The sequence below is a fragment of the Pseudomonas sp. GW823-FHT05G12 genome (genome assembly GCF_058795575.1).
Map to the genome: position 1 here is coordinate 5111436 of NZ_CM179501.1, position 24401 is coordinate 5135836.

Below are 24401 nucleotides of genomic sequence, written 5' to 3' on the forward strand. Positions count from 1 at the left end.
TTCGTTCTAACTGCAGTCAGTAGCCCTGAACACAACGCATGAAGCGTTTAAGTGGCTTACACTGCCTTAACCTTACCTTTTGTTACAAGGAACCAAACATGGGCATGCTCAACGAGTTCAAGGCTTTCGCAGTCAAAGGCAATGTCGTCGACATGGCGGTCGGTATCATCATCGGCGCGGCCTTCGGCAAGATCGTCTCGTCCTTCGTCGGCGACGTGATCATGCCGCCACTGGGCCTGCTGATCGGTGGCGTGGACTTCAGCGATCTGGCCATTACCCTGAAGGCTGCCGAAGGTGACGTGCCAGCGGTGATGCTGGCGTATGGCAAGTTCATCCAGACCGTGATCGACTTCCTGATCGTGGCCTTTGCCATCTTCATGGGCGTGAAGGCGATCAACAAGCTCAAACGTGAAGAAGCCGTGGCGCCGACTACGCCGCCTGTGCCTTCGGCTGAAGAGACGCTGCTGACCGAGATTCGCGATTTGCTCAAGACGCAGAACCAGAACCGCTTGCCTTGAAATAGCCGGGGGCGCTGTGGGGGCGGGCATGCTCGCGTAGAAACCAATGCGGTGGATGGCACCGGCTCTGCCGGTGTTCGCGGGTGAACCCGCTCCTACACGGCGGCCTGTGTCCAACCTCCAATGCGTGTCCACCATCGGAGCGGGTTTACCCGCGAATACGGTGGCGGCGGCAACGGTGAACGGCGGGTGGAGATTGGCCAGCAGGGCCGGCCTCTTCGCGGGTAAACCCGCTCCTACACGGCGGCCTGTGTTAAACCACTGAGGTGTGTCCACCACCGATCCGGTGTAGGAGCGGGTTTACCCGCGAATACGGTGGCGGCGACAACGGTGAACGGCGGGTGGAAATTGGCCAGCAGGGCCGGCCTCTTCGCGGGTAAACCCGCTCCTACACGGCGGTCTGTGTAGGATCCGGATTACCCCCGAATACGGTGGCGGCAGCAACGGTGAACGGCGGGTGGAGATTGGCCAGCAGGCCCGGCCCTTTCGCGGGTAAACCCGCGCCTACAGGCCCGCAACGGCCGCAATGGTCTTACCAGTAGTTCTCGACGGCCACCTGCCCGGGCCGCTTGCTCAGGCTCAGTTGCAGGTCTCGCGCCTTGAGGACCTTGCGGGTTTCGTCGATCATTTCCGGGTTACCGCACAGCATCACCCGCGAATGCTCCGGCGACAGCTCAAGCCCCGCCGCCTTCTCCAGTTCGCCATTCTCGATCAACGTCGTAATCCGCTGATTCAACGCCCCAGGGTGTTGTTCACGGGTCACCACGGGAATGAACTGCAACTTGCCCGCGTACTCGGCCAGATAATCGCGCTGTTCCAGCCCGGCAATTTCATCCACATAGGCCAGCTCCTTCGCTTCGCGCACTGAATACACCAGCTTGATGCTGTCGAAGCGCTCCCAGGCCTCAAAGTCCTGGAGGATCGACATGAATGGCGCAATGCCGGTACCGGTAGCCAGCAGCCACAGGTCACGACCACCGACGAAGCGGTCGAGGGTGAGGAAACCGAACGCCTGGCGGTCGATCAGCAACGTATCGCCTGCACCCAAACGGCTCAGCTCACTGGTGAACTCACCACCTGGCACCACGATGGAAAAGAAATCCAGGTGCTCGTCATGGGGGGCGCTGACCATGGAATAGGCGCGCCACACCACACTACCATCGGCCTTGGTCACACCTAGCCGGGCGAATTGGCCGGAACGGAAGCGGAACCCCGCATCGCGCGTAACCCGCAGGCTGAAGAGGTTCGGCGTCAGTGGCTGAACATCAAGCAGTGTCTGGCGAGTGAACTTTTCGGCGCTAGCGGTCATATCGGGCTCCAGGGTTGGCGTGTGCACAGTGTCGCCTAAAGTGGCCAGGATAAAAACCACCGCTTTGTAGGGCCTCATCCAGGTTGAACGTGCCGAACTCGCAGAAAATCCTGTTCGCTATAACAAAAAAATCCCAACAGGATGGTAGGTCTTTTCCTACAATCATCCGGGTACTCAAACGGATTGGATCCTGCGCGCCCCTAGGAGTGTTTCAAATGCTTCACTGGAAACCCGAGTATCTTCATGCGTTCGTCAGCGAACGCAGCCCGCAGAAGCTATTCGACATCGCAGTCCATCTGGCTCAGGACCTGGACATGGATTACCTTGGGCTGAACATCCGCATTCAGATCGCTACGCAAACGCCAAGGCTGTACCTCTACAGCAACTACCCAATTGAGTGGATCGAGCGCTACCAGCGCGACGACTTCTACAAGCAGGACCCGGCAGCGAACCTGAGCCACAGCTCGACGACGCCGGTGCTGTGGACCGATGAACTGTACAAGGAAGCCCCGCAATTTCGCGAAATGGCCTGCCAGCATGGCTTGCGCCACGGCTGGACACAGTCGCTTCACGACCAGCAGCACAACGAAAGCCAGATCAGTGTCGCTCGGCCAAACGGACACATCGATGTGCTCGAGCTGTACGACAAAGCCGGCAGTGTGCAGTGGCTGTGCCACACCCTTCACGCGGTACTGGGCGAGCACCACCTGAACGCGCTGTGCCCACCCCAGCCGAAAATGAGCGAGCGCGAACTGGAAGTGCTGAAATGGTCTGCCGCCGGCAAGACCGCTGCCGATGTTGCCTCCATCCTCTCGCTGTCGCAAAGCACGGTCAATTTCCATATCCGCAGCGTGATCACCAAGACCAACGCTGCCAACAAGGCCGGAGCCATCGCCATTGCCGCCTTGCGTGGCTGGATCTGATCTTCGAACCTGCGACCTTGGGCAAAGCCCTGTAGAATCGCCCGGCAAAGCCCGGCGCGAACCGCAACGGGCAGTTTCGTACCCGAGCCAGACGCCATGCCCCTGTTGACCACCCCCTACGCCGAACTCGACCTGATCCGCCAGCCGGAGCAGGCCAACGACCCGTTGCAGGCCTTCGATGCCGCCGACGAGTACCTGCTTGCGCAGCTACACGATCAAGCACCCGACGCCAATTGCCGGGTACTGGTGCTCAATGACAGCTTCGGTGCCCTGGCCGCCAGCCTGGCGGGCCAGATGCAGGTGGTCAGCAGCGGTGACTCGCACCTGGGGCACCTGGCCCTGGAAAAGAACCTGGCGCGCAATGGCCTGCCGTTCGACAGCGTGCCGTTCGTACCGGCCAGCGAACACTGGCAAGGCCCGTTCGACCGGGTGCTGGTGCGTGTGCCCAAGACCCTGGCCCTGCTGGAAGAACAACTGATCCGCCTGCAAGGCCAGTTGGCACCCGGTGCGCAGGTGATTGCCGGGGCGATGATCAAGCACCTGCCGCGCGCGGCCGGCGACCTGATGGAGAAGTACATCGGCCCCGTACAGGCTTCGCTGGCACTGAAAAAGGCCCGTTTGCTGACAGCAACGGTTGCCGAGCGGCCGCTCGCCAAGTCCCCCTACCCCAGCTGCTACCGCCTCGACACGCCGGCTCTTGACTTGGTCAACCACGCCAACGTGTTCTGCCGTGAAGGCCTGGATATCGGGACGCGGGCGTTCCTCCCGCATCTGCCTCGCGACCTCGGCCGTGCGCGGGTGGCAGACCTGGGCTGCGGCAACGGCGTGCTCGCAATCGCCAGCGCCCTGGCCAACCCGGAGGCCGAGTACACCCTGGTCGACGAGTCGTACATGGCAGTGCAATCGGCGCGGGAGAACTGGCTGGCAGCGTTGGGCGAGCGCCCGGCGACCTTCTTCGCGGCCGATGGCCTGGCCGGGCTGGAGAAACAGTCGCTGGACGTGGTGCTGTGCAACCCGCCGTTCCACCAACAGCAGGTAGTAGGCGATTTCCTCGCCTGGCGCATGTTCCAGCAGGCGCGTGAAGCGCTGGTGGTAGGTGGGGCGCTGTACATCGTGGGTAACCGGCACCTGGGCTATCACAGCAAGCTGGCGCGGTTGTTCCGGGGGGTGGAGCAGGTGGCGGCAACGCCCAAGTTCGTCATTCTGAAAGCCCGCAAGTAAGCGCGCCACCGCTCCCGTAGGAGCGGGCTTGCCCGCGAACACCGGCAACGCCGGTGCCATCTAGCGCGTTGCCTGCTTCGCGGGCAAGCCCGCTGCCGCTCTTTATCAGTGTGTGGTCAGGCCCGCCGCCCCCATGAACAGCCGCATCACCCAGGCCGCCACACCCAGCGCTGCGACGCTCATCGCCCAGATCAGCAACAGCCAACCCAGTCGCTGCCACAGCGGTTTCTTGTCTTCCAAACCATGCTTGCCAGCCATCATGCGGCCCTCCTAGTGATAGCCGTCTTCGTGGGTCACCTTGCCGCGGAACACGTAGTAGCTCCAGAAGGTATACATGAGGATAAACGGCAGGATGAACAGGGTACCCACCAGCATGAAGCCCTGGCTTTGCGGTGGCGCTGCGGCATCCCAGATCGAAATCGACGGCGGGATGATGTTAGGCCACAGGCTGATTCCCAAGCCGCTGTAGCCAAGGAAGATCAGTACCAGCGTGAGCAGGAACGGCGTGTAGTGCGCGTTGCGTGCCACCGCTTTGAGCAACCCGTAGAAGGTCACCAGCACCAGCAGCGGCACCGGCATGAACCATATCAGGTTGGGCATGCTGAACCAGCGGTCGGCAATCTGCGGGTAGGCGATGGGCGTCCACAGGCTGACGATACCGATCACCACCAGCAGCACCAGCGCCAGCGGCCGGGCCATATCGTGCATCTTCTGCTGCAGCGGCCCTTCGGTCTTCATGATCAGCCAGGTACAACCCAGCAAGGTGTAGGCCACGATCAACCCCAGCCCGCAGAACAGGCTGAATGGGGTCAGCCAGTCCAGGGTGCCACCGGCAAAATGCCGGTCGACCACCTTGAACCCCTCCAGGAACGCGCCCAGCGCCACACCCTGGAAGAAGGTGGCGATCAGTGAACCCCAGATGAAAGCCTTGTCCCAGATGTGCCGCTTGTCGGCCTTGGCCTTGAAGCGAAACTCGAAGGCCACGCCCCGGAAAATCAGGCCGATCAGCATCAGGATCAGGGGCAGGTACAGGGCCTCGAGGACCACGGCATAGGCCATCGGGAAGGCCCCGAACAGTCCGGCACCGCCCAGGACCAACCAGGTTTCGTTGCCGTCCCATACCGGCGCGACAGTGTTCATCATGACATCACGGTCCTGCTCGCCCTCGACGAAGGGGAAGAGCATGCCGATCCCCAGGTCGAATCCGTCCATCACCACGTACATCATGACGCCGAAGATGATGATCACGGCCCAGATCAGTGGAAGGTCGATACCCATGGTTCAGTTCCCCTCGTTCAGGCTGGCAGAGGTGGCCTCGCGGCCATCATCGGCAGCGGACAAAGGCCGTGCCGGCGTGCGTTTCTGGCCTGGGCCTCCCGGTGTGTGCTCGTCACCCTCGCCGGTCTGCGGCCCTTTGCGCACCAGGCGCATCATGTAGCCAAGGCCGGTGCCAAACAGGGCGAAGTACACCACCACGAACGCCACAAGGGTGAAGCCGAGCTGGGCGTAGCTGTGGTTGGAAACACCGTCCGCCGTGCGCATCAGGCCGTACACCACCCAGGGCTGGCGGCCAATTTCGGTGGTGAACCAGCCGGCCAGCAACGCGACCAGCCCGGATGGGCCCATCCACAGGGCCACATGCAGGAACGGGCGTGAACTGTACAGCGTGCCGCGTTTGCGCAACCACAGGCTCCACAGGCCAACGAAGATCATCAGGAAACCAAGCCCGACCATGATCCGGAACGACCAGAACACAATGGTCGAATTAGGCCGGTCCTCGGGCGGAAACTCCTTCATCGCCGGCACCTGCTTGTCCAGGCTGTGAGTCAGGATCAGGCTGCCGAGCGCCGGGATCTCGATCTTGAACCGGGTAGTCTCGGCCTCCATGTCGGGAATGCCGAACAGGATCAGCGGCGTCGGCTCACCGGGCACGTTCTCCCAGTGGCCTTCGATCGCGGCAATTTTCACCGGCTGGTGCTTGAGGGTATTGAGGCCGTGGAAATCGCCGATCACTGCCTGAATCGGGGCGACGATCAGTGCCATCCACATGGCCATCGACAGCATCTTGCGTACAGCCGGGTTGTCACGCCCGCGCAGCAGGTGCCAGGCCGCCGAGGCACCGACGAAGAACGCGGTGGACACGAACGCGGCAGTGGCCATGTGCATCAGGCGGTAGGGGAAGGAGGGGTTGAACACCACCGCAAACCAGTCCACCGGCACCACCCGACCATCGATGATCTCGTGACCTTGCGGGGTTTGCATCCAGCTGTTGGAGGCGAGAATCCAGAAGGTCGAGACCAGCGTACCGAGCGCTACCATCACCGTGGAGAAGAAGTGCAGACCACGGCCGACGCGGTTCCAGCCAAACAGCATGACGCCCAGGAAACCGGCCTCGAGGAAGAACGCAGTCAGTACTTCGTAGGTGAGTAGCGGGCCGGTAACGGCGCCGGCAAAGTCGGAGAAGCGGCTCCAGTTGGTGCCGAACTGGTAGGCCATGACCAGGCCGGAGACGACGCCCATGCCGAAGTTGACGGCGAAGATCTTCGACCAGAAGTGATAGAGGTCACGGTAGACCTGGTTGTGGGTCCGCAGCCATAGGCCTTCGAGGACTGCCAGGTAGCTGGCCAGGCCAATGGTGATGGCCGGGAACAGGATGTGGAACGACACGGTAAAGGCAAACTGCATTCGGGCGAGCTCTAAGGCCTCTATTCCGAACATGGTGCTTCCTCTTCAGATAATCCGGCGTCCGGGCTTGTGGCCCCAGTCGCCCACTGCCCCCACTGGGTCGAGTACGGCGTGTTGGAATTGTTCTGTTCGATCGCAGGGATTCCGGCCAGACGGCCAATTCATTGATCTGGAACGATTGACCCAGATCAATGAATGCTAGGAAGCATAGTCCCGAATGGCCTGGTGGGCCGTGTGGTGGATTGCCGCGTGACCTGTTGCCTCACCCTCTTTGATTAGCAGTGGAAAAGTGCCGACCTGAGCAAACAGTAACCGTTTGTTACAAACAGATGATACGCTGCGCACCCCTCTACTGCGCCGAGGCCCCTGGTTTCCGATGTCCGATTCCGCACCGCAGTTGTTGCGTCACCATCGTCCTTTTCTGGCCTTCTGGCTGGCTCGCGTGTTCACCGCCAGCGGCTTCCAGATGCTCACCGTGGCCATCGGCTGGCACCTCTACCAATTGACCGGCAACGTACTGGACCTGGGCCTGGTCGGCCTGGTCGAGTTCGCCCCACGGGTGCTGTTCATGCTGCACACCGGCCATGTCGCCGACCGCTATGACAGGCGCAAGGTCGCCGCCCTGTGCCAGAGCCTTCAGGGGCTGATTGCCCTGGCGCTGGCGGTGGGCAGTGCCACCGACAACGTCACCCGCGAACTGATCTTTGCCCTGGCCTTCCTGCTCGGCGCCAGCCGCTCATTCGAAATGCCGGCAACCCAGGCGCTGTTGCCCAATGTGGTACCGGCCGGGCTGTTCCCGCGGGCAGTGGCGGCGTCGGCCTCGGCCACCCAGTCGGCGACCATCGTGGCGCCGGCGGTGGGCGGTTTCCTGTATGCCTTTGGCAGCATGTGGGTGTACGGCCCGACGGTGGCCTTGTACGCCATTGCCTGCGTGCTGACCCTGAGCCTGCAGGCGCGCGGCCAGGTCGCCCAGCGCGGGCGCGCCAGCATCGAATCGCTGCTGGCTGGCATCCGTTTCATTCGCAGCCGGCCCGACATCCTCGGCGCCATCTCGCTGGACCTGTTCGCCGTATTGTTGGGCGGGGCCACCGCGTTGCTGCCGGTATTTGCCAAAGACATCCTGCTGACCGGGCCGATGGGCCTTGGCCTGTTGCGCTCCGCGCCAGCGGTGGGGGCGTTGCTGATGTCGCTCTGGCTGGCGCGCTTCCCGTTCCAGCGCAACGTCGGGCGGACGATGTTCACTGCGGTCGGGGTGTTCGGCGTGGCGACCATCGCCTTCGGCCTGTCGACCTCGTTCTGGTTCTCGCTGGCGGTACTGGTGGTACTGGGTGCGGCAGACATGATCAGCATGGTCATTCGCAGCTCGTTCGTGCAGCTGGAGACACCGGATGAAATGCGTGGGCGGGTGAGCGCAGTGAACGGCCTGTTCATCGGTGCCTCGAACCAGCTCGGTGAGTTCGAATCGGGGGTGACCGCGCACTGGTTTGGTACAGTGCCGGCGGTAGTGCTGGGCGGGGTGGGCACCTTGGTGGTGACCGGGGTGTGGATAAAACTGTTCCCTACCCTGGCCAAGCGGGATCGGTTGCATAACGGGTGATGGGTCACCTGTGCCCGCCGCTTCGCGGGCAAGCCCGCGCCTACAGGGGGCGTACCCCGCGCAGGGCCAGAAAAACCCATTCCCCAACGGCCATAGGCCCCCGCCATGCATGCTGGTATGATGCGCGGCTTTTTTCCTCCCCACACAAAACCACAGCATCCGGTACGGTCTGTGCTTTGCTGATGGGGTCGATACATTCATGGCGCCGGGGGCGCCTTGGGGAGCGGGCATGCTGGAAAGGCTGTTTCAACTAAGAGCACACAACACCAACGTGCGCACCGAGATTCTCGCGGGCGTCACCACCTTCCTGGCCATGGCCTACATCCTGTTCGTCAATCCGAGCATCCTCGGCGAGACCGGCATGGACAAGGGCGCGATCTTCGTCGCCACCTGCCTGGCAGCCGCCATCGGCTCCGCCACCATGGGCCTGATTGCCAACTACCCGATCGCCCTGTCACCGGGCATGGGCCTGAACGCGTTCTTCACCTACACCGTAGTGCTGCACATGGGCCACACCTGGCAGGTGGCACTGGGTGCCGTGTTCCTGTCAGCAGTGATGTTCTTCCTGCTGTCGATCTTCCGCATCCGCGAGTGGATCGTGAACAGCATTCCGCTGCCGCTGCGTTCGGCGATTGCCGCCGGCATCGGCCTGTTCCTGGCATTGATCGCCCTGCATAACGCCGGCATCGTCGTCGATAACCCAGCCACTTTGGTGGGCATGGGCGACCTCAAGCAGCCTTCGGTGATTCTCGCCACACTGGGCTTCTTCCTGATCGTCGGCCTTGAGTCGCTGAAAGTTCGCGGCGCGGTGCTGATCGGCATCCTGGCCGTCACCGTCGCATCGATCGCCATGGGCGTCACGCCGTTCGGCGGGATCGTGTCGATGCCACCTTCATTGGCACCCACCTTCCTGCAGCTGGACATCGCCGGTGCCCTCGACGTGGGCCTGATCAGCGTGATCTTCGCGTTCCTGTTCGTCGACCTGTTCGACAACTCCGGTACCCTGATCGCCGTGGCCAAGCGCGCCGGCCTGATGGGCAAGGACGGCCACATGCCGAAGATGGGCCGCGCCCTGATCGCCGACAGCACCGCCGCCATGGCCGGCTCCCTGCTGGGCACCTCGACCACCACCAGCTATATCGAGTCCGCTGCGGGCGTGAGCGCCGGTGGCCGCACCGGCCTGACGGCCATCGTGGTTGCTGTGCTGTTCCTGCTGGCGCTGTTCTTCGCCCCACTGGCCGGTAGCGTGCCCGCCTTCGCCACCGCTCCAGCGCTGCTGTTCGTCGCGGTACTGATGGCCTCGGGCCTGGCGGAAATAAACTGGGACGACGTCACCGAAGCCGCACCGGTGGTGGTAACTGCCTTGGCCATGCCGCTGACTTACTCGATCGCCAATGGCATCGCCTTCGGCTTCATCGCCTGGACCGCCGTCAAACTGATTTCCGGCCGCCGTCGCGACCTGAACCCGGCCCTGGTGATCCTTTCCATCCTGTTCGTCATCAAGCTAGGCTGGTTCAACGCATGAGTGCTGCTTTCGACCCCTCCTCCTACGCCACCCAGCTGGATGCCAAAGTGGCCCGGCTGCGCGAGCTGCTGGCACCGTTCGGCGCGCCGGAACCGGCTGTTTTCGACTCACCGCGCGAGCATTACCGCCTGCGCGCCGAGTTCCGCCTGTGGCGCGAGGATGGCCAGCGCCACTACGCCATGTTCGCCCCGGGCGAGAAGCACAAGGCAATCCTGATCGACGATTTCCCCATTGCCAGCGAACGCATCAACGCGTTGATGCCACGCCTGAAGGCAGCCTGGCAGGCCAGCGAAGAACTGGGCAACCGCCTGTTCCAGGTGGAGTTCCTCACCACCCTGGCTGGCGATGCGATGATCACGATGTGCTATCACCGCCCGCTGGACGAGGCCTGGGAAGTGGAAGCACGGCAACTGGCTGAAGCGCTGGGGGTGAGCGTCATCGGCCGCTCCAAGGGCAAACGCCTGGTTATCGGCCGCGACTACGCAGTGGAAAAACTCGATGTGGCTGGCCGCGTGTTCAGTTACCGCCAGCCGGAGGGTGCGTTCACCCAGCCCAACGGCGCAGTGAACCAGAAGATGCTCAGCTGGGCCTTCGAGGCCATTGGCGAGCGTGAGGATGACCTGCTGGAGCTGTATTGCGGCAACGGTAACTTCACCCTGCCGCTGGCCACGCGCGTACGCCAGGTGCTGGCCACCGAAATCAGCAAGACGTCGGTCAATGCCGCACTGAGCAACCTTGACGAAAACGCTGTGGATAACGTGCGGCTGGTACGTTTGTCGGCAGAGGAGCTGACCCAGGCACTGAATGAAGTGCGGCCGTTCCGGCGCCTGGAAGGCATCGACCTGAAGAGTTATCAGTTCGGTACAGTGTTCGTCGACCCACCGCGTGCGGGGATGGACCCGGATACCTGCGAGCTGACCCGTCGTTTCGAGCGCATTCTGTACATCTCGTGCAACCCGGAAACGCTGGCAGCGAACATTGCCCAGTTGCAGGACACCCACCGCATCGAGCGCTGTGCATTGTTTGACCAGTTCCCGTATACCCACCATATGGAGAGTGGGGTTCTGCTGGTTCGGCGCTGATCGTTGTATCGCCGGGGCTGCTTTGCAGCCCATTCGCGGGCAAGCCCGCTCCCACATTGATCGGCGTCGGTGTACGCAGATCGTTGTAGGAGCGGGCTTGCCCGCGAATGGGCCGCATAGCGGCCCCAAGCTTCACCTCAGAAGTCGAAGAAAACGGTCTCCCCTTCCCCCTGAATACGGATATCAAAGCGGTACGCCGTCTTCCCATCCACTTCACAACGCTTGGCAATCAAGGTTTCACGCCGCTGCGGCTGCTCGATCAGGTTGAGCACCGGGCACTTGGCGTTGGCCTGGGCCTCATCATCGAAATACAGGCGCGTGTGCAGGTGGATGTTGATGCCACGGGCAAACAGGCTGATGTTGATGTGCGGCGCCATCGGCACGCCAGCAGCGTTGTTCACCACACCCGGCTTGACCGTTTGCAGCGTCCACTCACCGGCATCGAAGGTGGTAGCCGTGCGGCCAAAGCTGTTGAAGGCGTTTTCCAGGTTGTAGGCATCCTGGTACTCACCGTTGGCGTCGGCCTGCCACACTTCCAGGAACGAGTCGCGCACCAGGTGGCCGTTTCCGTCGTATACGTGGCCGATCAGCAGAATGTGCTCGCCCGGGGCGTCTGGCTTGGCCAGGCAGTTCCAGATTTCCTGGTCGCGGGTCGGGTTGCCGGCGGCTTCCAGGGCCAGGCCGATGTGCACGTAGGGGCCGGCAGTCTGCGAAGGGGTTTCCGGCAGCAGTTCGATTGGCATGGCGGGGTCCTCAGCAGTTTTCGAAGTGGGTCTTGCGCTGGCCGCGCAGCACGATGTCGAAGCGGTAGGCCAGGCAGTCCATCGGGTTGGCGTTGCTCATGTCGAGCTTGGCGATCAACTGCTGCACGGCTTGCGGGTTGGCGATCGACTTGACGATCGGGCACATCGGGATCAGCGGGTCACCTTCGAAGTACAACTGGGTGATCAGCTTGGTGGCGATCGATGGGCCGCTGATGGCGAAGTGGATATGCGCCGGGCGCCAGTCGTTCGGGCCGTTGCGCCATGGGTACGGGCCCGGCTTGATGGTGCGGAAGCTGTAGTAGCCGTCACGGTCGGTCAGGCACCGGCCAACACCACCGAAGTTCGGGTCCAGCGGCGCCAGGTAGCGGTCGTTCTTGTGGCGATAGCGGCCGCCGGCGTTGGCTTGCCACATCTCCACCAGAGTGTTCGGCACAGGCTTGCCGTACTGGTCGACGACACGGCCGGCGACGATGATGCGCTCGCCAATGGGCAGGCCACCGTTATTGAAGTTCAGCAGCAGGTCATGGTCGTGGGCGCCGAAGCCCAGATGGGAAAAGTCCGGACCAGTGGTTTCGCTGATCGACTGCGGAATGCTGACCAGTGCCTGGCGCGGCGAGCGGGCAACGGAGGTCTTGTAGTCAGGCGTAAGGGCTTTAGGGTGCCAGTTGCGATCACGGATCACGAAGCGGCTGTTGTCCTGGGCGGGCATGCCGGTTTCCTCTCTTGGAATTGTGAGAACGCCTGGGCGTGGCAGGCGGACTTGCAGTTTCGGGCAGGTCGCGCGCGATGAATATTGAAATCGACCACCTCATACATAACCAAATGGTTATGGCTTAACACCTTTGCCTGACACCTGCCGCTTTCCTGAACTAATCTTTGACTTCTTGTTTCACGCTCGGGAGAGCATTCATGGAATGGCGAAAAGGCCGACGCAGCGACAACGTGGTCGATGCTCGGGGCGAAGGTGGCGGTGGCGGCATGCGCTTCGGCGGCGGCAAGGGGCTGGGGCTCGGGGCGATTCTGCTGATCGTCGGCATCGGCTGGCTCACCGGGCAGGACCCACTGCAGATTCTTGGCCAGCTCACCGGCCAGCTGGAGCAACAGCAAACGGCCCCCAGTGGTACAAGCGCCAAGGCCCCCCCGGCCAACGACCAGCAGGCCGAGTTCGTCGCCTCGATTCTGGGCGACACCGAGGACACCTGGAAAGCCCTGTTCGCCCAGGCCGGCAAACAATACCGTGACCCCAAACTGGTCCTGTTCAGTGGCCAGGTCAATTCGGCCTGTGGTTTTGCCTCGGCAGCGGTAGGGCCGTTCTATTGCCCGGCGGACCAGCGGGTGTACCTGGACATGTCGTTCTTCCGCGAAATGGAAACCCGCTTCGCTGCAGCGGGCGACTTCGCCCAGGCCTACGTAATAGCTCACGAAATCGGTCACCATGTGCAGACCCTGCTGGGCGTTTCGGCCAAGATCGATGCCGCACGACGCGCCGGCCAGCGCATGGAGGGCGACAACGGCCTGTTGGTGCGCCAGGAGTTGCAGGCTGACTGCCTGGCCGGGGTATGGGCCTACCAGGCGCAGAAACGCCTGAACTGGCTGGAGCCAGGCGATGTCGAGGAAGCGCTGAATGCGGCCAATGCCATTGGCGACGACCGCCTGCAGCAGCAAGGCCGCGGCCGCGTAGTGCCGGACTCGTTCACCCATGGTACTTCCGCGCAGCGGGTGCGTTGGTTCAAGATCGGGTTTGCCGAAGGTGAAGTGAACCGCTGCGACACCTTCAGCGCACGCACCCTCTGATCCCGGGCCCAACAGGGACCAAGTGAGACCATCTGCTGATATTTTGCTGAAAAAGCGTTTCAGCTTCCCCAATCACGGCCGATAACACCTGCACGAATCAGCGGGCATCCAGAACAACAACGCCTGGCGATCGAAGATCAAGAGAGCGAAATCAACTTCTGGAGAGCGTGCATGAACAGCTGGTTCGCCAACATCAGCGTCAACCTTAAACTCGGCCTGGGCTTCGGCCTGGTGCTGGTCCTCACTGGCCTGCTGGCCCTCACCGGCTGGACCAGCCTGGGCAGCCTGATCGACCGTAGCAACTGGATGGGCGATATTGGCCAGTTGAACAAGGACCTCACCGATCTGCGCATTGCGCGCCTGCAGTACATGATCGCCAACGGCGACGATACCGCCGCCGCCAACACCCTGGCCAAGCTGGACGCATTCAGCAAGCAGCAGGCCTACCTGGCCTCCACCTTCAAAAGCCCGGAGAACGTCAAGCTGCTGGGTGAGCTGGGCGATACCATCAGTGCCTACAAGCTGTCGCTGAACAAGATGCGCCAGGGCTACGACGCCACCCGCGCAGCGCGCGTTTCCATGGACAGCTCGGCCATCCGCGCCGACCAGGCCATGGATGCGCTCAGCCAGGAGGTGATGGCTCGCCCCGAGGCTGACAGCGTGCGCCTGGCCCAGTACCGGCTGATCAGCAAGGCCCGCCAGCAACTGCTGCAGGTACGCATCGATGTGCGTGGCTACATCGCCGACAACAGCAGCGCCAACGAGCAGGCCGCCTTGCGCCAGCTGGATGCAGCACTGGCCGATACCGACAACCTCAAGCGCCAGCTGCCCAGCGAAGATGCGCGCCTGCAACAGTTCGAAAACGCAGTACTGGCCTATCGTGACGCCGTACGCCAGTTCCGCGACGCGGTTGCCAACATCACCACCTCGCGTGCCGAAATGACCGTGCAGGGTGCCGACATCGTCAAGCGCAGCGACGCGTTGTACCAGATCCAGCTGGAGCGCCGTGACATCGAGAGCACCCAGGCCCGCAGCCTGCAGGCCATCGCCACACTGCTGGCGCTGCTGGTCGGCGTGCTGGCGGCGGTGCTGATCACCCGCCAGATCACGCGCCCGTTGCAAGACACCCTGGTGGCCGTGGAAAAAATCGCCAGTGGCGACCTTACCCAGCACATGCGCGTCACCCGCCGTGACGAACTGGGCGTGCTGCAGCAAGGCATCGCGCGCATGGGCACCACCCTGCGCGAGCTGATCAGCGGCATCCGCGATGGCGTCACCCAGATTGCCAGCGCCGCCGAAGAACTGTCGGCAGTCACCGAACAGACCAGCGCGGGAGCCAACAGCCAGAAAGTCGAGACCGACCAGGTGGCCACCGCCATGCACGAAATGGCCGCTACCGTTCAGGAAGTGGCGCGCAATGCCGAGCAGGCCTCACATGCAGCCACCGGAGCCGATGACGAAGCCCGTGCCGGCGACCGCGTAGTGGGCGAAGCGATCGGCCAGATCGAACGCCTGGCCGAAGACATGCACCGCTCCACCGAGGCCATGAACCTGCTGCAGCAGGAAAGCCAGAAAATTGGTAGCGTGATGGACGTGATCAAGTCGGTGGCCGAACAGACCAACCTGCTGGCGCTCAACGCAGCGATCGAGGCGGCGCGTGCCGGCGAGGCAGGCCGTGGCTTTGCCGTGGTTGCCGACGAAGTGCGCGGCCTGGCCCAACGCACGCAGAAGTCTACCGAAGAGATCGAAGAGCTGATTGCCAGCCTGCAGCACGGTACCCAGCAAGTGGCGAATGCCATGCAGGGCAGCCGTGCCCTGACCGACAGCAGCGTCGAACTGGCGCGAAAGGCCGGGTCATCGCTGGAGAGCATCACCAGTACGGTATCGAGCATCCAGTCGATGAACCAGCAGATTGCTGCGGCGGCAGAGCAACAGAGTGCGGTGGCTGAAGAGATCAGCCGAAGCATCCTGAATGTGCGTGATGTTTCGGAGCAAACCGCAGCAGCCAGTGACGAGACGGCAGCGTCGAGTGTGGAGCTGGCGCGGTTGGGTGGGCAGTTGCAGACACTGGTCAGCCAGTTCCGCGTCTGACCGTTGGCACCTGGGGCCGCTTTGCGGCCCTTTCGCGATTCAAGGCCGCACCCCACATTGATCGACGTACGCAGGTCCTCGTGGGAGCGGCCTTGTGTCGCGATAGGAGGGCAAAGCCCTCCCGGCGTTCTGACAGGTACTACTTGACGATCATCCCCACCCCACGCCCACGTGGGTCGGAAGCGGTCTCAAGCTTCGCCCCATCGACGCGGATCGCCTGGATGTCGCCCATCTCCCAGCCCTGGTCCTCCAGCACATAGCCCATCTTCTTCAGCTCATCAGCTACCGGCCCGGTCAGTGGCGCATAGCTGTCGAAGTAGATGGTGTCCTTGGGCAGCAACTGATGGTGCACGCGCTGCGCCGCCACCGCCTTGTCCAGCGGCATGCCGTAGTCGTACAGGTTGTTCATCACCTGGAAGATCGAGGTAAAGATCCGTGAACCACCCGGGGTACCGATAACCAGCTCGACCTTGCCATCGCGGGTCATCAGGCTGGGGCTCATCGACGACAGCATGCGCTTGCCCGGTTCGATCGCGTTGGCATCACCGCCGACCACGCCAAAGGCGTTCGCCGCCCCCGGCTTGGCGCTGAAATCATCCATCTCGTCGTTGAGCAAGAAACCGGCGCCCTTCACCACCACACCACTGCCGTAGTCGAGGTTGAGGGTGTAGGTATTGCTGACCGCGTTGCCCTGCTTGTCGACGATCGAGAAATGCGTGGTCTGGTGCGGTTCAAGGCCCGGCTTGACCTTGTCGGTGTCGGAAATGGCCTTCGGGTTGACCTGAGCTGCGCGCTTGGCCAGGTAATCCTTGGCCACCAGCTGGTCCACCGGCACCTTGGTGAAGGCCGGGTCGCCCAGGTAATCGGCGCGGTCGGCGAACACCCGCTTTTCGATCTCGGCCAACAGGTGGATGTATTGCGCCGAGTTATGCGCCACCCCTTTGAAGTCGGCCGCGCGGTCTTCCTTGATGCCCAGCAACTGGGCCAGCGCCACACCGCCCGAGCTCGGCGGTGGCGCGGTATACACCACATTGCCACGCCAGCTCACGGCCATCGGTTCACGCCATACCGCCTTGTAATCCTTCAGGTCTTCTTTGGTAATCAGGCCTTTGTCAGCCTGCATCTGCGCCACCAGCAAATCGGCGGTCTTGCCTTGATAGAACTCGCTCACGCCCTTGTCGGCTATACGCTCCAGGGTCTGGGCCATTTCCGGCTGCTTGAACAGCTCGCCGACCTTCATGTTGCCGAAGTAATCGTTGAAGTTGGTCGCCGTCTTGAACATGCCTTGGGCATCGTTGCGGTACTGGTACTGCTTTTCCGCCACCTTGAAGCCGTTTTTCGCATAGCCGATGGCCGGGGTCAGCAACTCGCTCCAGGGCAGCTTGCCGAACTTCTGGTGCGCCTCCCACAGGCCCATTACCGTGCCGGGTACGCCTGCGGCGCGTGCCCCCACCAGGCTGAGGTTCTCGATGACCTCGCCCTTGTCGTCCAGGTACATGTTGCGCGTGGCGGCCTTGGGCGCGACTTCGCGGTAGTCGAGGAAGTAAGGCTTGCCATCGACGAACAGGGTCATGAAGCCGCCACCGCCGATATTACCGGCCTCCGGGTAAGTCACCGCCAAGGTGAAGGCGGTCGCCACTGCCGCGTCCACCGCGTTGCCGCCCTTTTTCAGAATATCGGCGGCCACCTGTGCGCCATATTGATCGGGGGCGGCCACCGCGCCGCCCTCCAGGGTGGCGGCGTAAACCGAGGAACAGCTCAGGATCGCGGCTGCGAGAGCCAGGTACTGGAACGGGACAATACGCATGACACTTCCTTGGTGTTGTTTTTGTTGAGCAGTCAGTAAGGCCGAAGCGCTTCGACTGTGCAATCAACCGGCGGAAGTTTCGCCGCCTGTGGACAGGATTTGTCGCGATCAGGCAACTCAGCAGGCGTACATCGCCAGCTTGCGCTGGATGAAATCCAGGAAGCACTGGATGCGCAGCGCCAACTGGGTGTTGCGGTAATACACCGCGTGGATCGGCTGACGGTAGCCATTGTTGGCCTCGCTCAGCAGCACCTGCAGGCGCCCTGTGCGGATATCTTCGTGGGTCATGAAGTGCGACAGGCTGACGATGCCCTCCCCGGCCAACGCCAACTGGCGCAGGGTTTCGCCGCTGGAAGCGACCAGCGTCGGGCGGATGCTCCAGCGATCGCCCTGAGCGTGGCGTAGCGGCCAGTGATTGAGCGACTCAGGTTGGCTGAAGCCGAGCAGACAGTGGTTGGCCAGGTCCTCGACCTGCCGTGGCGTGCCGTGCTGCTCCAGGTAGGCCGGACTGGCCAGCACCTGCACCGGACTGCAACCCAGGCTGCGCGCGTGCAGGCTGGAGTCGGCCAGCTCTCCGATGCGTATCGCCACATCAGTGCTCTGCTCCAGCAGGTCGATGATCAGGTCGTCGGTGTTGAGCTCCAGTTCGATGCCTGGGTACTGGCGGCGGAACTCGCCGATCCAGGGCAGGATGGCATGCAGCATGAACGGCGCAGCGGCATTGATGCGCAATCGCCCGGTCGGGGTCTGGCGGTTCATCGACAGACGCTCTTCCATCTCGTCCATCTGCTGCAGGATCAGCCGCGCGCGCTCAAGAAAGTAGCGCCCCTCTTCGGTAAGGTCCATGCGCCGGGTGGTGCGGTTGACCAGCGTGGTGCCCAGCTTGCCCTCCAGACGCGACAAGGTGCGGCTGACGGCAGACGGGGTCTGGCCCATCTGCTCGGCAGCAGCGGAAATCGAGCCGCAGTCGATGACGGCGACGAATACCTGGAGTTCTTCGGATCGGGTTTTCACATCAGGGCCTGTGGTTGGTCTGTGCAAGGATTAGATAACCGCTTGTCGAGGCCAAGTCCAGCAGCGCCTGTACGGGCCTCTTCGCGGGCTTGCCCGCTCCCACAAGTACTGCAAAGTCCTTGAAACCTGCGTAATACCTGTGGGAGCGGGCAAGCCCGCGAAGAGGCCGGTACAGACATAAAATTACTGTGCCTTGCCAAACACCTTGTCCAGATGGGCCTCATAAGCTGCCAACGCCGCCGGCACATCCGGGCGCTTCATCACATCCACAGCCAGGAAGGTCGGCAGGCCGGTCATGCCCAGGAACTGGTTGGCCTTGTGGAACGGGAAATACACGGCATCCACCCCTTTGCCTTCAAAGAAATCGCTCGGGTCATCGAACGCCTGCTGCGGCGCGTTCCAGGTCAGCGACAACATGTATTGCTTGCCGTGCACCAGACCACCGCTGCCGTATTTCTGCGAGTGGTCAGAACGGGTACGACCGTCATTGGCATACAGGCTGCCGTGACCGGCAGTGAACACCTCGTCGATGTACTTCTTCACGGTCCACGGCGCGCCCATCCACCAGCCGGGCATCTGATAGACCACCACATCGGCCCAGAGGAATTTCTCCACCTCTTCCTGGGCATCGTAGCCGCCGTCGATGAACGTCTGGCGCACATCGAAACCGGCGCGGTCCAGGTGAGCGATGGCCGCTTCGTGCAAGGTCGCGTTGAGGCGGCCTTCGGAGTGAGCGAACTGTTTACCACCATTGAGCAGAAGGATCTTTTTCATGCTGGCCTCCACGGCCGAATCAAAAATTGATGCCGGCAGGTTAGAGGCTCGCGGGGGCGGGATACAGCGGTGACGGGGCAAAATACAATTGACCAGAAGTCACGAATGAGCGATGCATTATTGCCGTAGAATCGACTCACCACCCATCACCGAGTAGCGCCCCATGAGTGAGCCGTTCGCCTTTATCCTCAAAGCCAAGACCCGCCCGGAAATGGCTGATGCGTTTGAAAACCTGTTGCGTCCCTACGTCGAGCCAAGCCGCCAGGAACCCGGCTGCATCGAGTACCACATGCTGCGCGACCAGCAGGACCCGAGCCTGTTTGTGTTCTTCGAAGTGTGGGCCGACAAGGCCGCGCTGGACGTGCACTCGGCCCTCCCGCACATGGCCGCCTTCTTCGAAAGCCGCATGGATTACCTGGAGCGCGATTTCGATATCCAGAGGGTCGACATGCTCAGCGCTTCGTCCGCTAGCCGCTGATCAGCAGGTGGCCGCCGAGGGCGGCCAGGCCGATGAAAAAGCAACGCTTGAACAGCAGCGCGCTGATCCGCTGACGCAGCCACTGGCCCGCCAGCATGCCGAGCAAGGCCGGCGCCAGCATCAGCAGCGACGCCCCCAGCGCCTGGCCACCCAAGGCATCCTGCCCGGCCAGGCCTAGGGCCAAGGCCAGGGTCGACACCGTGAACGACAGGCCCAGGGCCTGGATCATCTGCTCGCGGCTCAAGCCCAGGCTCTGCAGGTAAGGCACCGCTGGCATCACGAACACTCCGGTCGACGCGGTGACCACACCCGTGACCAGCCCGCAAAGCGGTCCCAGCCAGCGCTCGTGTCCCGGGGCTACCTGCAAGCCCGGGCCGACCAACCCATACAACGCATAGACCAGCAAGGCGCCCCCCAGCGCGTGCGCAGCCCAGGGGCCACTGTTGATTCCCAGCCAGGCGCTGCCCAGCAAAGTGCCGACAAAAATCAATGCCAGCATCGGCCCCAGGCGGACCAACAACCCTCGCAGATGCCCGCCGCTGGCCAGCTGCCACAGGTTGGTGAGTGTCGAGGGCACGATCAACAACGCGGCAGCCTGCGCCGGTGGCATAGCCAGGCCCAACAGGCCCATGGCAATGGTCGGCAGGCCCAGGCCGATGACCCCCTTCACTGCGCCAGCCAGCAGAAAGGTCAGTACAACCAGCAACGAGAGTGCCGGGCCAATGTTCTGGTAGAAAGCAAGCAAGGTCGTCATGGGCCGATGATGCCGTGCACCGGGCGACGTGAGAATCTGCCATATACTCAGCCAGCCTCTTGCCCGGACAGAGCCATATGCATTTCGACCTGATCGACCTCAAGCTGTTCCAGCACACCCTGGAGTGCGGCAACATCACCGCTGGCGCCGGCCGCAGCCATCTGTCACTGCCAGCAGCCAGTGCGCGCATTCGCGCCATGGAAGCATCGCTGGGCATTCCCTTGCTGGAACGTAACCGCCGTGGCGTACAACCAACGCCGGCTGGCCAGGCACTGTTGCAGCATGCACGGCTGATAACGCAGCAGGTCGAACGCCTGCAGTTCGACCTGGGCCAATACGCGCAAGGGCAGCAAGGCCAGGTGCGTCTGCTGTGCAACACCGCAGCGCTGACCGAATACCTGCCCGAACTGCTGGCCAGCTACCTGGCTGAAAACCCGGGCGTCAGCGTGGATGTGCAAGAGCTGCCGAGTTTGCGCATCGTGCAGGCAATTACCCAAGGCATGGCCGACCTGGGCATCGTGTCCACAGCCGCCCCCAGCGAGCACCTGCAGACCCGGCCGTTTCGAGATGACCCGCTGGTGCTGGTGACGCCACAGGGCCACCCCCTGGCCAGTGCGCTGGCGCCAAGCTTCGTCGACAGCCTGGCCCATGGCTATGTCGGCCTGGGGGCCGGCAGTGCATTGGGGTTGTACCTTGAAGAGCAAGCGCTGCACGAGGGGCAGCGCATGCAGGTTCGGGTGCGTGCGGAGGGGTTTGATGGGGTGATCCGCATGGTCGCGGGCGGGGCCGGAATCGGGGTGGTGCCGCTGGCAGCAGTACAGCGCTGGCAAGGCATGCTGCCGTTGCACTGGGTGGCGCTGCAGGAGCCATGGGCCAACCGCCGGTTGCTGGTGTGCGCGCGGGATTTTGCGGCATTACCAGGCTATGCCGCAGAACTGGTAGCCACCTTTACCGGCTGATGCGCAAGGGCGCACACCACTGTCGAGGTAAACCGCCTGCCATAGCGCGGCCAGACACCTGGACGTCGAGCCCAGGCAACTGCGGCTCGGCCGTTGGGCCTATGGTGACCAGTCATTCAGCCAGTCACCAGGAGTTGTGCCATGTCCGATTTCATCACCGTCCTGCGCGAAACCTGCCCGACGCCGGTCGTGGACGCCACCAAGTGGAAGCGCATCGGCGGCGATCCGCACACCGTCAACCTCAATGCCTACCTGTCGGCCGACGGCAGCAAGATCATGGGCACCTGGATCTGCACCCCAGGCAAGTTCGAGGTCAACTACGATAAATGGGAGTTCTGCCACTTCCTCGATGGCTACTGCATCATCACCCCGGAAGGCGAAGAGCCCAAGCACCTGAAAGCGGGTGATGTGTTCGTGATCGAGCCAGGCATGAAAGGTACGTGGGAAGTGGTCGAGACTGTACGTAAGTATTTCGTCTTCGCCTGACTTGCAGGCGCGGGTTTACCTGCTAATGCGGCGGTGAGGCTTCTGTAGCATTCGCGGGTGAACCCGCTCCTACCACGGCCGCGCACTACCTGTAAGCGTGGACAAAAAAAATCGCGGAGCAGACGCCCTTCCCTCTGGTGCGCAGTTACAGAGGGAAGGCCGCCTGGCCCGCGATGAAATCCACCTCTTGCATCAATCCTTCTTGCGATAACCCTCGACGATGGCCGAGAAGTCCTTGCCACCCTCGCCTCGCAGGCTCATGGCCTGGTACAACTGCTGGGCAACGGCACCGAGAATCACCGGTTGGTGTGCCTGGCGTGCCGCTTCGGTGGCCAGCCCCAGGTCCTTGAGCATGAGTTCGGCGCCAAAGCCACCGGTGTAACCACGCGATGCCGGAGCGGTTTCGATGATGCCCGGCCACGGGTTGTAGGTATCCGAACTCCAGCAACGCCCGGTCGAACTGTTGATGATGCCGGCCAGCACCTTGGTATCGATGCCCAACGCGTTACCCAGGGCCATGGCCTCGGACACGCCGATCATCGAAATGCCTAGCAGCAGGTTGTTGCAGATCTTGGCGATCTGGCCGGTACCGACTTCCCCGCAGTGCACGATGTTGCGGCCCATCTGCTCCAGTACCGGCTTGAGGCTGGCGAACAACTCGGTACTGGCGCCGACCATGAACGTCAGGGTGCCGGCCGCCGCGCCGCCAGTACCACCGGAAACCGGCGCATCCCCCATGTCCACGCCCTTTGCCGCTGCGGCCTTGGACACGTCACGTGCGGTCTGCGGGTCGATGGTGCTGCAGTCAACGGTCGGCGTGCCAGGACGAATACCGGCCAGTACGCCGTCCTCGTTCAAGTACACGCTACGCACATGGGCTGCGGCCGGCAGCATGGTGATCACCAGCTCGCTGTTGGCCGCCGCGTCCTTGGGCGAGGGGCTGATCTGCCCGCCCAGTTCTGCCAGCTCGGCCAGCACGGCCTTGTTCAGGTCGAACAGGTTCAGCTGATGCCCGGCCTTGATCAGGTTGCGGGCCATGGGCGCGCCCATGTTGCCCAGGCCGATGAATGCGATACGCATGACGTACTCCTTAGCGCAGGCTAATGGTGGTGTTCACACCGTCGTTGACGCTGTCGTCATCGAACCAGCGAGCAGTGACGGTCTTGGTCTGAGTGTAGAACTGCACCACTTGCTTGCCGTACGGCCCCAGGTCACCGAGTTTGGAGCCACGAGAGCCGGTGAAGCTGAAGAACGGTACGGGTACCGGGATCGGGATGTTGATGCCGACCTGGCCAATATCAATTTCGCTCTGGAACTTGCGTGCTGCCGCGCCGCTCTGGGTGAACAGGCCGGTGCCGTTGCCGAACGGGTTGGCGTTGACCAGGGCGATGGCCTCGTCGAGCGTGTCGACTTCCAGGGTCACCAGCACCGGGCCGAAGATTTCCTGGGTATACACCTGCATGTCAGTCTTCACACCCGAGAACAGGGTCGGGCCGACGAAGTTACCTTGCTCGTAGCCCGGCACCTTGACGTCACGGCCGTCGAGCTCGAGCTTGGCGCCTTCCTTGATACCGCTTTCGATCAGGCCCAGCACACGCTCCTTGGCACGCTTGGAAACCACCGGGCCAACGTCGGTGCCCGGCTCACAGCCAGCATTGACCTTGAGCTTGCTGGCGGCCTCCTTGATATCCGGCAACCATTCGCGGGCCTTGCCCACCAACACGGCCACGGAGGTCGCCATGCAGCGCTGGCCCGCCGCGCCAAAGGCAGCCCCCACCAGCGCATTGATGGTTTGCGTGCGGTTGGCATCAGGCAACACCACCGCGTGGTTCTTGGCCCCCATCATTGACTGCACACGCTTGCCATGCTGGCTGCCGAGGTTGTAAACGTGCGTACCGACTTCAGTAGAGCCCACGAAGGAAATCGCCTTGATGTCCTGGTGGGTGCAAATGGCATCCACCACCTGCTTGCCGCCGTGCACCACGTTCAGCACGCCCGCCGGTACGCCGGCTTCCAGCGCCAGCTCGACCAGAAGCATGGTCGACAGCGGGTCCTGCTCGGACGGTTTGAGCACGAAGGTGTTGCCGCAGACGATGGCCATGGGGAACATCCACAGCGGGATCATTGCCGGGAAGTTGAACGGTGTGATGCCAGCGCATACGCCGATCGGCTGGCGCAAGGTGTAGGTATCGACACCGCCGGCGACGTTCTCGGCAAATTCGCCCATCTGCAGGGTGCCAATGGACGCCGCGTGCTCGACCACTTCCAGGCCGCGGAAGATATCGCCTTCAGCGTCGGCCAGGGTCTTGCCCTGCTCGGCGCTGAGCACCTGGGCAATGCGCTTGGTGTGTTCGCGGATCAGCGCCTGCAGCTTGAGCATGATGCGCATGCGCGCGCCGATCGGGGTGTTACGCCATGTCTGGAAAGCGCGGTGAGCAGCGGCCACGGCTGCATCGACTTCCTCGACGGTGGCGAACGGTACGCGCGCCAGCACCTCTTGGGTGGCCGGGTTGACGATGTCACGCCATTCGGTGGTTTTGGACTCGACCCACTGGCCGTCGATCAGCAGCTTGACCTGCTCGACCTTGGTGCTGTTAGGGGATTGCGGTGCGTTCATCTG

The 24401-nt window shown here is 62.7% G+C and carries 23 protein-coding genes; 11 read left to right on the forward strand and 12 right to left on the reverse strand.

Features of this window, described 5'->3' with window-relative positions; genetic code table 11:
• Positions 1-98: 98 nt before the first annotated feature.
• Positions 99-518 carry a large-conductance mechanosensitive channel protein MscL gene (gene mscL, locus AC3RCM_RS23400; RefSeq protein WP_020193520.1) on the forward strand — a complete coding sequence of 140 codons (420 nt, stop codon included), beginning with the start codon at positions 99-101 and terminating at the stop codon, positions 516-518.
• Between the two features lie 532 nt (positions 519-1050).
• On the opposite strand, the gene AC3RCM_RS23405 is transcribed toward mscL, so the two are convergent.
• Positions 1051-1827, reverse strand: coding sequence for a ferredoxin--NADP reductase (locus tag AC3RCM_RS23405; protein ID WP_014592355.1), 777 nt, complete (start codon positions 1825-1827; stop codon positions 1051-1053).
• 215 nt (positions 1828-2042) lie between these two features.
• On the opposite strand from AC3RCM_RS23405, the gene AC3RCM_RS23410 reads away from it, so the two are divergent.
• Both AC3RCM_RS23410 and AC3RCM_RS23415 read left to right on the forward strand, forming a co-directional pair.
• Positions 2043-2750, forward strand: a complete 708-nt coding sequence (locus AC3RCM_RS23410) for an autoinducer binding domain-containing protein (protein ID WP_064491001.1) — start codon at positions 2043-2045, stop codon at positions 2748-2750.
• A 96-nt stretch (positions 2751-2846) separates the two neighbouring features.
• Positions 2847-3971, forward strand: a complete 1125-nt coding sequence (locus AC3RCM_RS23415; protein ID WP_064491002.1) for a methyltransferase — start codon at positions 2847-2849, stop codon at positions 3969-3971.
• A gap of 105 nt (positions 3972-4076) precedes the next feature.
• On the opposite strand, the gene AC3RCM_RS23420 is transcribed toward AC3RCM_RS23415, so the two are convergent.
• The 3 genes from AC3RCM_RS23420 to AC3RCM_RS23430 are packed head-to-tail and all read right to left on the reverse strand — an operon-like array spanning position 4077 to position 6689.
• A complete protein-coding gene (locus AC3RCM_RS23420) occupies positions 4077-4232 on the reverse strand; it encodes a DUF2474 domain-containing protein (protein WP_003251614.1) in 156 nt (51 codons plus the stop codon).
• 9 nt (positions 4233-4241) lie between these two features.
• Entirely contained in the window at positions 4242-5249 is a 1008-nt protein-coding gene (gene cydB / locus AC3RCM_RS23425; protein ID WP_492629171.1) for a cytochrome d ubiquinol oxidase subunit II, read from the reverse strand.
• Positions 5250-5252: 3 nt separating this feature from the next.
• Positions 5253-6689 (reverse strand): cytochrome ubiquinol oxidase subunit I, encoded by a 1437-nt coding sequence (locus tag AC3RCM_RS23430; protein ID WP_010955309.1) that lies wholly within the window; start codon positions 6687-6689, stop codon positions 5253-5255.
• A 343-nt stretch (positions 6690-7032) separates the two neighbouring features.
• Between AC3RCM_RS23430 and AC3RCM_RS23435 the strand changes: the two genes are divergently transcribed.
• From AC3RCM_RS23435 to trmA, 3 genes are all read left to right on the forward strand, one after another.
• Positions 7033-8253: an MFS transporter gene (locus AC3RCM_RS23435; RefSeq protein WP_010955310.1), complete on the forward strand. Its 1221-nt coding sequence runs from the start codon at positions 7033-7035 to the stop codon at positions 8251-8253.
• Positions 8254-8482: 229 nt separating this feature from the next.
• Positions 8483-9778, forward strand: coding sequence for an NCS2 family permease (locus AC3RCM_RS23440; protein WP_492629172.1), 1296 nt, complete (start codon positions 8483-8485; stop codon positions 9776-9778).
• Complete coding sequence (trmA, locus tag AC3RCM_RS23445) at positions 9775-10860, forward strand: tRNA (uridine(54)-C5)-methyltransferase TrmA (RefSeq protein WP_004575991.1); 1086 nt, start codon at positions 9775-9777, stop codon at positions 10858-10860. Before AC3RCM_RS23440 ends, trmA begins: the two co-directional genes overlap by 4 nt.
• Positions 10861-10997: 137 nt before the next feature.
• Here the strand turns inward: trmA and pcaG are convergent, their stop codons facing one another.
• Together pcaG and pcaH are read right to left on the reverse strand one after the other, a co-directional pair.
• The gene (gene pcaG / locus AC3RCM_RS23450) at positions 10998-11603 is read right to left on the reverse strand and encodes a protocatechuate 3,4-dioxygenase subunit alpha (RefSeq protein ID WP_010955312.1); all 606 of its coding nucleotides are present in this window, start codon (positions 11601-11603) and stop codon (positions 10998-11000) included.
• A gap of 10 nt (positions 11604-11613) precedes the next feature.
• Entirely contained in the window at positions 11614-12333 is a 720-nt protein-coding gene (gene pcaH / locus AC3RCM_RS23455; RefSeq protein WP_009682255.1) for a protocatechuate 3,4-dioxygenase subunit beta, read from the reverse strand.
• A 200-nt stretch (positions 12334-12533) separates the two neighbouring features.
• Between pcaH and ypfJ the strand changes: the two genes are divergently transcribed.
• Both ypfJ and AC3RCM_RS23465 read left to right on the forward strand, forming a co-directional pair.
• Positions 12534-13418, forward strand: coding sequence for a KPN_02809 family neutral zinc metallopeptidase (gene ypfJ / locus AC3RCM_RS23460; protein WP_020193242.1), 885 nt, complete (start codon positions 12534-12536; stop codon positions 13416-13418).
• A gap of 171 nt (positions 13419-13589) precedes the next feature.
• The gene (locus AC3RCM_RS23465) at positions 13590-15509 is read left to right on the forward strand and encodes a methyl-accepting chemotaxis protein (RefSeq protein ID WP_492629173.1); all 1920 of its coding nucleotides are present in this window, start codon (positions 13590-13592) and stop codon (positions 15507-15509) included.
• A 139-nt stretch (positions 15510-15648) separates the two neighbouring features.
• Here AC3RCM_RS23465 and ggt read toward each other — a convergent pair whose 3' ends face one another.
• The 3 genes from ggt to mdaB all read right to left on the reverse strand — a co-directional run bounded on the left by ggt (position 15649) and on the right by mdaB (position 19104).
• Positions 15649-17316 (reverse strand): gamma-glutamyltransferase, encoded by a 1668-nt coding sequence (gene ggt, locus AC3RCM_RS23470; protein ID WP_010955315.1) that lies wholly within the window; start codon positions 17314-17316, stop codon positions 15649-15651.
• A gap of 117 nt (positions 17317-17433) precedes the next feature.
• Positions 17434-18330 (reverse strand): LysR family transcriptional regulator, encoded by an 897-nt coding sequence (locus AC3RCM_RS23475; RefSeq protein ID WP_010955316.1) that lies wholly within the window; start codon positions 18328-18330, stop codon positions 17434-17436.
• A 183-nt stretch (positions 18331-18513) separates the two neighbouring features.
• Positions 18514-19104 carry an NADPH:quinone oxidoreductase MdaB gene (gene mdaB / locus AC3RCM_RS23480; protein ID WP_049587100.1) on the reverse strand — a complete coding sequence of 197 codons (591 nt, stop codon included), beginning with the start codon at positions 19102-19104 and terminating at the stop codon, positions 18514-18516.
• Positions 19105-19267: 163 nt separating this feature from the next.
• Here mdaB and AC3RCM_RS23485 point away from each other — a divergent pair, with 163 nt between their 5' ends.
• Positions 19268-19582, forward strand: a complete 315-nt coding sequence (locus AC3RCM_RS23485) for a putative quinol monooxygenase (protein ID WP_064491006.1) — start codon at positions 19268-19270, stop codon at positions 19580-19582.
• Here AC3RCM_RS23485 and AC3RCM_RS23490 read toward each other — a convergent pair.
• Positions 19572-20336 carry a sulfite exporter TauE/SafE family protein gene (locus AC3RCM_RS23490; protein ID WP_492629174.1) on the reverse strand — a complete coding sequence of 255 codons (765 nt, stop codon included), beginning with the start codon at positions 20334-20336 and terminating at the stop codon, positions 19572-19574. The two genes, AC3RCM_RS23485 and AC3RCM_RS23490, sit on opposite strands and share 11 nt — an antisense overlap.
• A 77-nt stretch (positions 20337-20413) precedes the next feature.
• Here AC3RCM_RS23490 and AC3RCM_RS23495 point away from each other — a divergent pair, with 77 nt between their 5' ends.
• Positions 20414-21295, forward strand: coding sequence for a LysR family transcriptional regulator (locus tag AC3RCM_RS23495; RefSeq protein ID WP_104962562.1), 882 nt, complete (start codon positions 20414-20416; stop codon positions 21293-21295).
• Positions 21296-21436: 141 nt separating this feature from the next.
• Positions 21437-21781, forward strand: a complete 345-nt coding sequence (locus tag AC3RCM_RS23500; protein WP_003251579.1) for a cupin domain-containing protein — start codon at positions 21437-21439, stop codon at positions 21779-21781.
• 192 nt (positions 21782-21973) lie between these two features.
• Here AC3RCM_RS23500 and mmsB read toward each other — a convergent pair whose 3' ends face one another.
• Together mmsB and AC3RCM_RS23510 are read right to left on the reverse strand one after the other, a co-directional pair.
• Positions 21974-22861: a 3-hydroxyisobutyrate dehydrogenase gene (mmsB, locus tag AC3RCM_RS23505; protein ID WP_010955321.1), complete on the reverse strand. Its 888-nt coding sequence runs from the start codon at positions 22859-22861 to the stop codon at positions 21974-21976.
• Positions 22862-22871: 10 nt separating this feature from the next.
• Positions 22872-24398 carry a CoA-acylating methylmalonate-semialdehyde dehydrogenase gene (locus tag AC3RCM_RS23510; RefSeq protein ID WP_003251574.1) on the reverse strand — a complete coding sequence of 509 codons (1527 nt, stop codon included), beginning with the start codon at positions 24396-24398 and terminating at the stop codon, positions 22872-22874.
• Between the last annotated feature and the right edge of the window lie 3 nt (positions 24399-24401).

What these genes read in the sequence shown, in the direction of transcription:
- mscL (WP_020193520.1), top strand. Translation starts at nt 99, where the DNA reads ATGGGCATGCTCAACGAGTTCAAGGCTTTCGCAGTCAAAGGCAATGTC.
- AC3RCM_RS23405 (WP_014592355.1), bottom strand. Translation starts at nt 1,827, where the DNA reads ATGACCGCTAGCGCCGAAAAGTTCACTCGCCAGACACTGCTTGATGTT.
- AC3RCM_RS23410 (WP_064491001.1), top strand. Translation starts at nt 2,043, where the DNA reads ATGCTTCACTGGAAACCCGAGTATCTTCATGCGTTCGTCAGCGAACGC.
- AC3RCM_RS23415 (WP_064491002.1), top strand. Translation starts at nt 2,847, where the DNA reads ATGCCCCTGTTGACCACCCCCTACGCCGAACTCGACCTGATCCGCCAG.
- AC3RCM_RS23420 (WP_003251614.1), bottom strand. Translation starts at nt 4,232, where the DNA reads ATGATGGCTGGCAAGCATGGTTTGGAAGACAAGAAACCGCTGTGGCAG.
- cydB (WP_492629171.1), bottom strand. Translation starts at nt 5,249, where the DNA reads ATGGGTATCGACCTTCCACTGATCTGGGCCGTGATCATCATCTTCGGC.
- AC3RCM_RS23430 (WP_010955309.1), bottom strand. Translation starts at nt 6,689, where the DNA reads ATGTTCGGAATAGAGGCCTTAGAGCTCGCCCGAATGCAGTTTGCCTTT.
- AC3RCM_RS23435 (WP_010955310.1), top strand. Translation starts at nt 7,033, where the DNA reads ATGTCCGATTCCGCACCGCAGTTGTTGCGTCACCATCGTCCTTTTCTG.
- AC3RCM_RS23440 (WP_492629172.1), top strand. Translation starts at nt 8,483, where the DNA reads ATGCTGGAAAGGCTGTTTCAACTAAGAGCACACAACACCAACGTGCGC.
- trmA (WP_004575991.1), top strand. Translation starts at nt 9,775, where the DNA reads ATGAGTGCTGCTTTCGACCCCTCCTCCTACGCCACCCAGCTGGATGCC.
- pcaG (WP_010955312.1), bottom strand. Translation starts at nt 11,603, where the DNA reads ATGCCAATCGAACTGCTGCCGGAAACCCCTTCGCAGACTGCCGGCCCC.
- pcaH (WP_009682255.1), bottom strand. Translation starts at nt 12,333, where the DNA reads ATGCCCGCCCAGGACAACAGCCGCTTCGTGATCCGTGATCGCAACTGG.
- ypfJ (WP_020193242.1), top strand. Translation starts at nt 12,534, where the DNA reads ATGGAATGGCGAAAAGGCCGACGCAGCGACAACGTGGTCGATGCTCGG.
- AC3RCM_RS23465 (WP_492629173.1), top strand. Translation starts at nt 13,590, where the DNA reads ATGAACAGCTGGTTCGCCAACATCAGCGTCAACCTTAAACTCGGCCTG.
- ggt (WP_010955315.1), bottom strand. Translation starts at nt 17,316, where the DNA reads ATGCGTATTGTCCCGTTCCAGTACCTGGCTCTCGCAGCCGCGATCCTG.
- mdaB (WP_049587100.1), bottom strand. Translation starts at nt 19,104, where the DNA reads ATGAAAAAGATCCTTCTGCTCAATGGTGGTAAACAGTTCGCTCACTCC.
- AC3RCM_RS23485 (WP_064491006.1), top strand. Translation starts at nt 19,268, where the DNA reads ATGAGTGAGCCGTTCGCCTTTATCCTCAAAGCCAAGACCCGCCCGGAA.
- AC3RCM_RS23490 (WP_492629174.1), bottom strand. Translation starts at nt 20,336, where the DNA reads ATGACGACCTTGCTTGCTTTCTACCAGAACATTGGCCCGGCACTCTCG.
- AC3RCM_RS23495 (WP_104962562.1), top strand. Translation starts at nt 20,414, where the DNA reads ATGCATTTCGACCTGATCGACCTCAAGCTGTTCCAGCACACCCTGGAG.
- AC3RCM_RS23500 (WP_003251579.1), top strand. Translation starts at nt 21,437, where the DNA reads ATGTCCGATTTCATCACCGTCCTGCGCGAAACCTGCCCGACGCCGGTC.
- mmsB (WP_010955321.1), bottom strand. Translation starts at nt 22,861, where the DNA reads ATGCGTATCGCATTCATCGGCCTGGGCAACATGGGCGCGCCCATGGCC.
- AC3RCM_RS23510 (WP_003251574.1), bottom strand. Translation starts at nt 24,398, where the DNA reads ATGAACGCACCGCAATCCCCTAACAGCACCAAGGTCGAGCAGGTCAAG.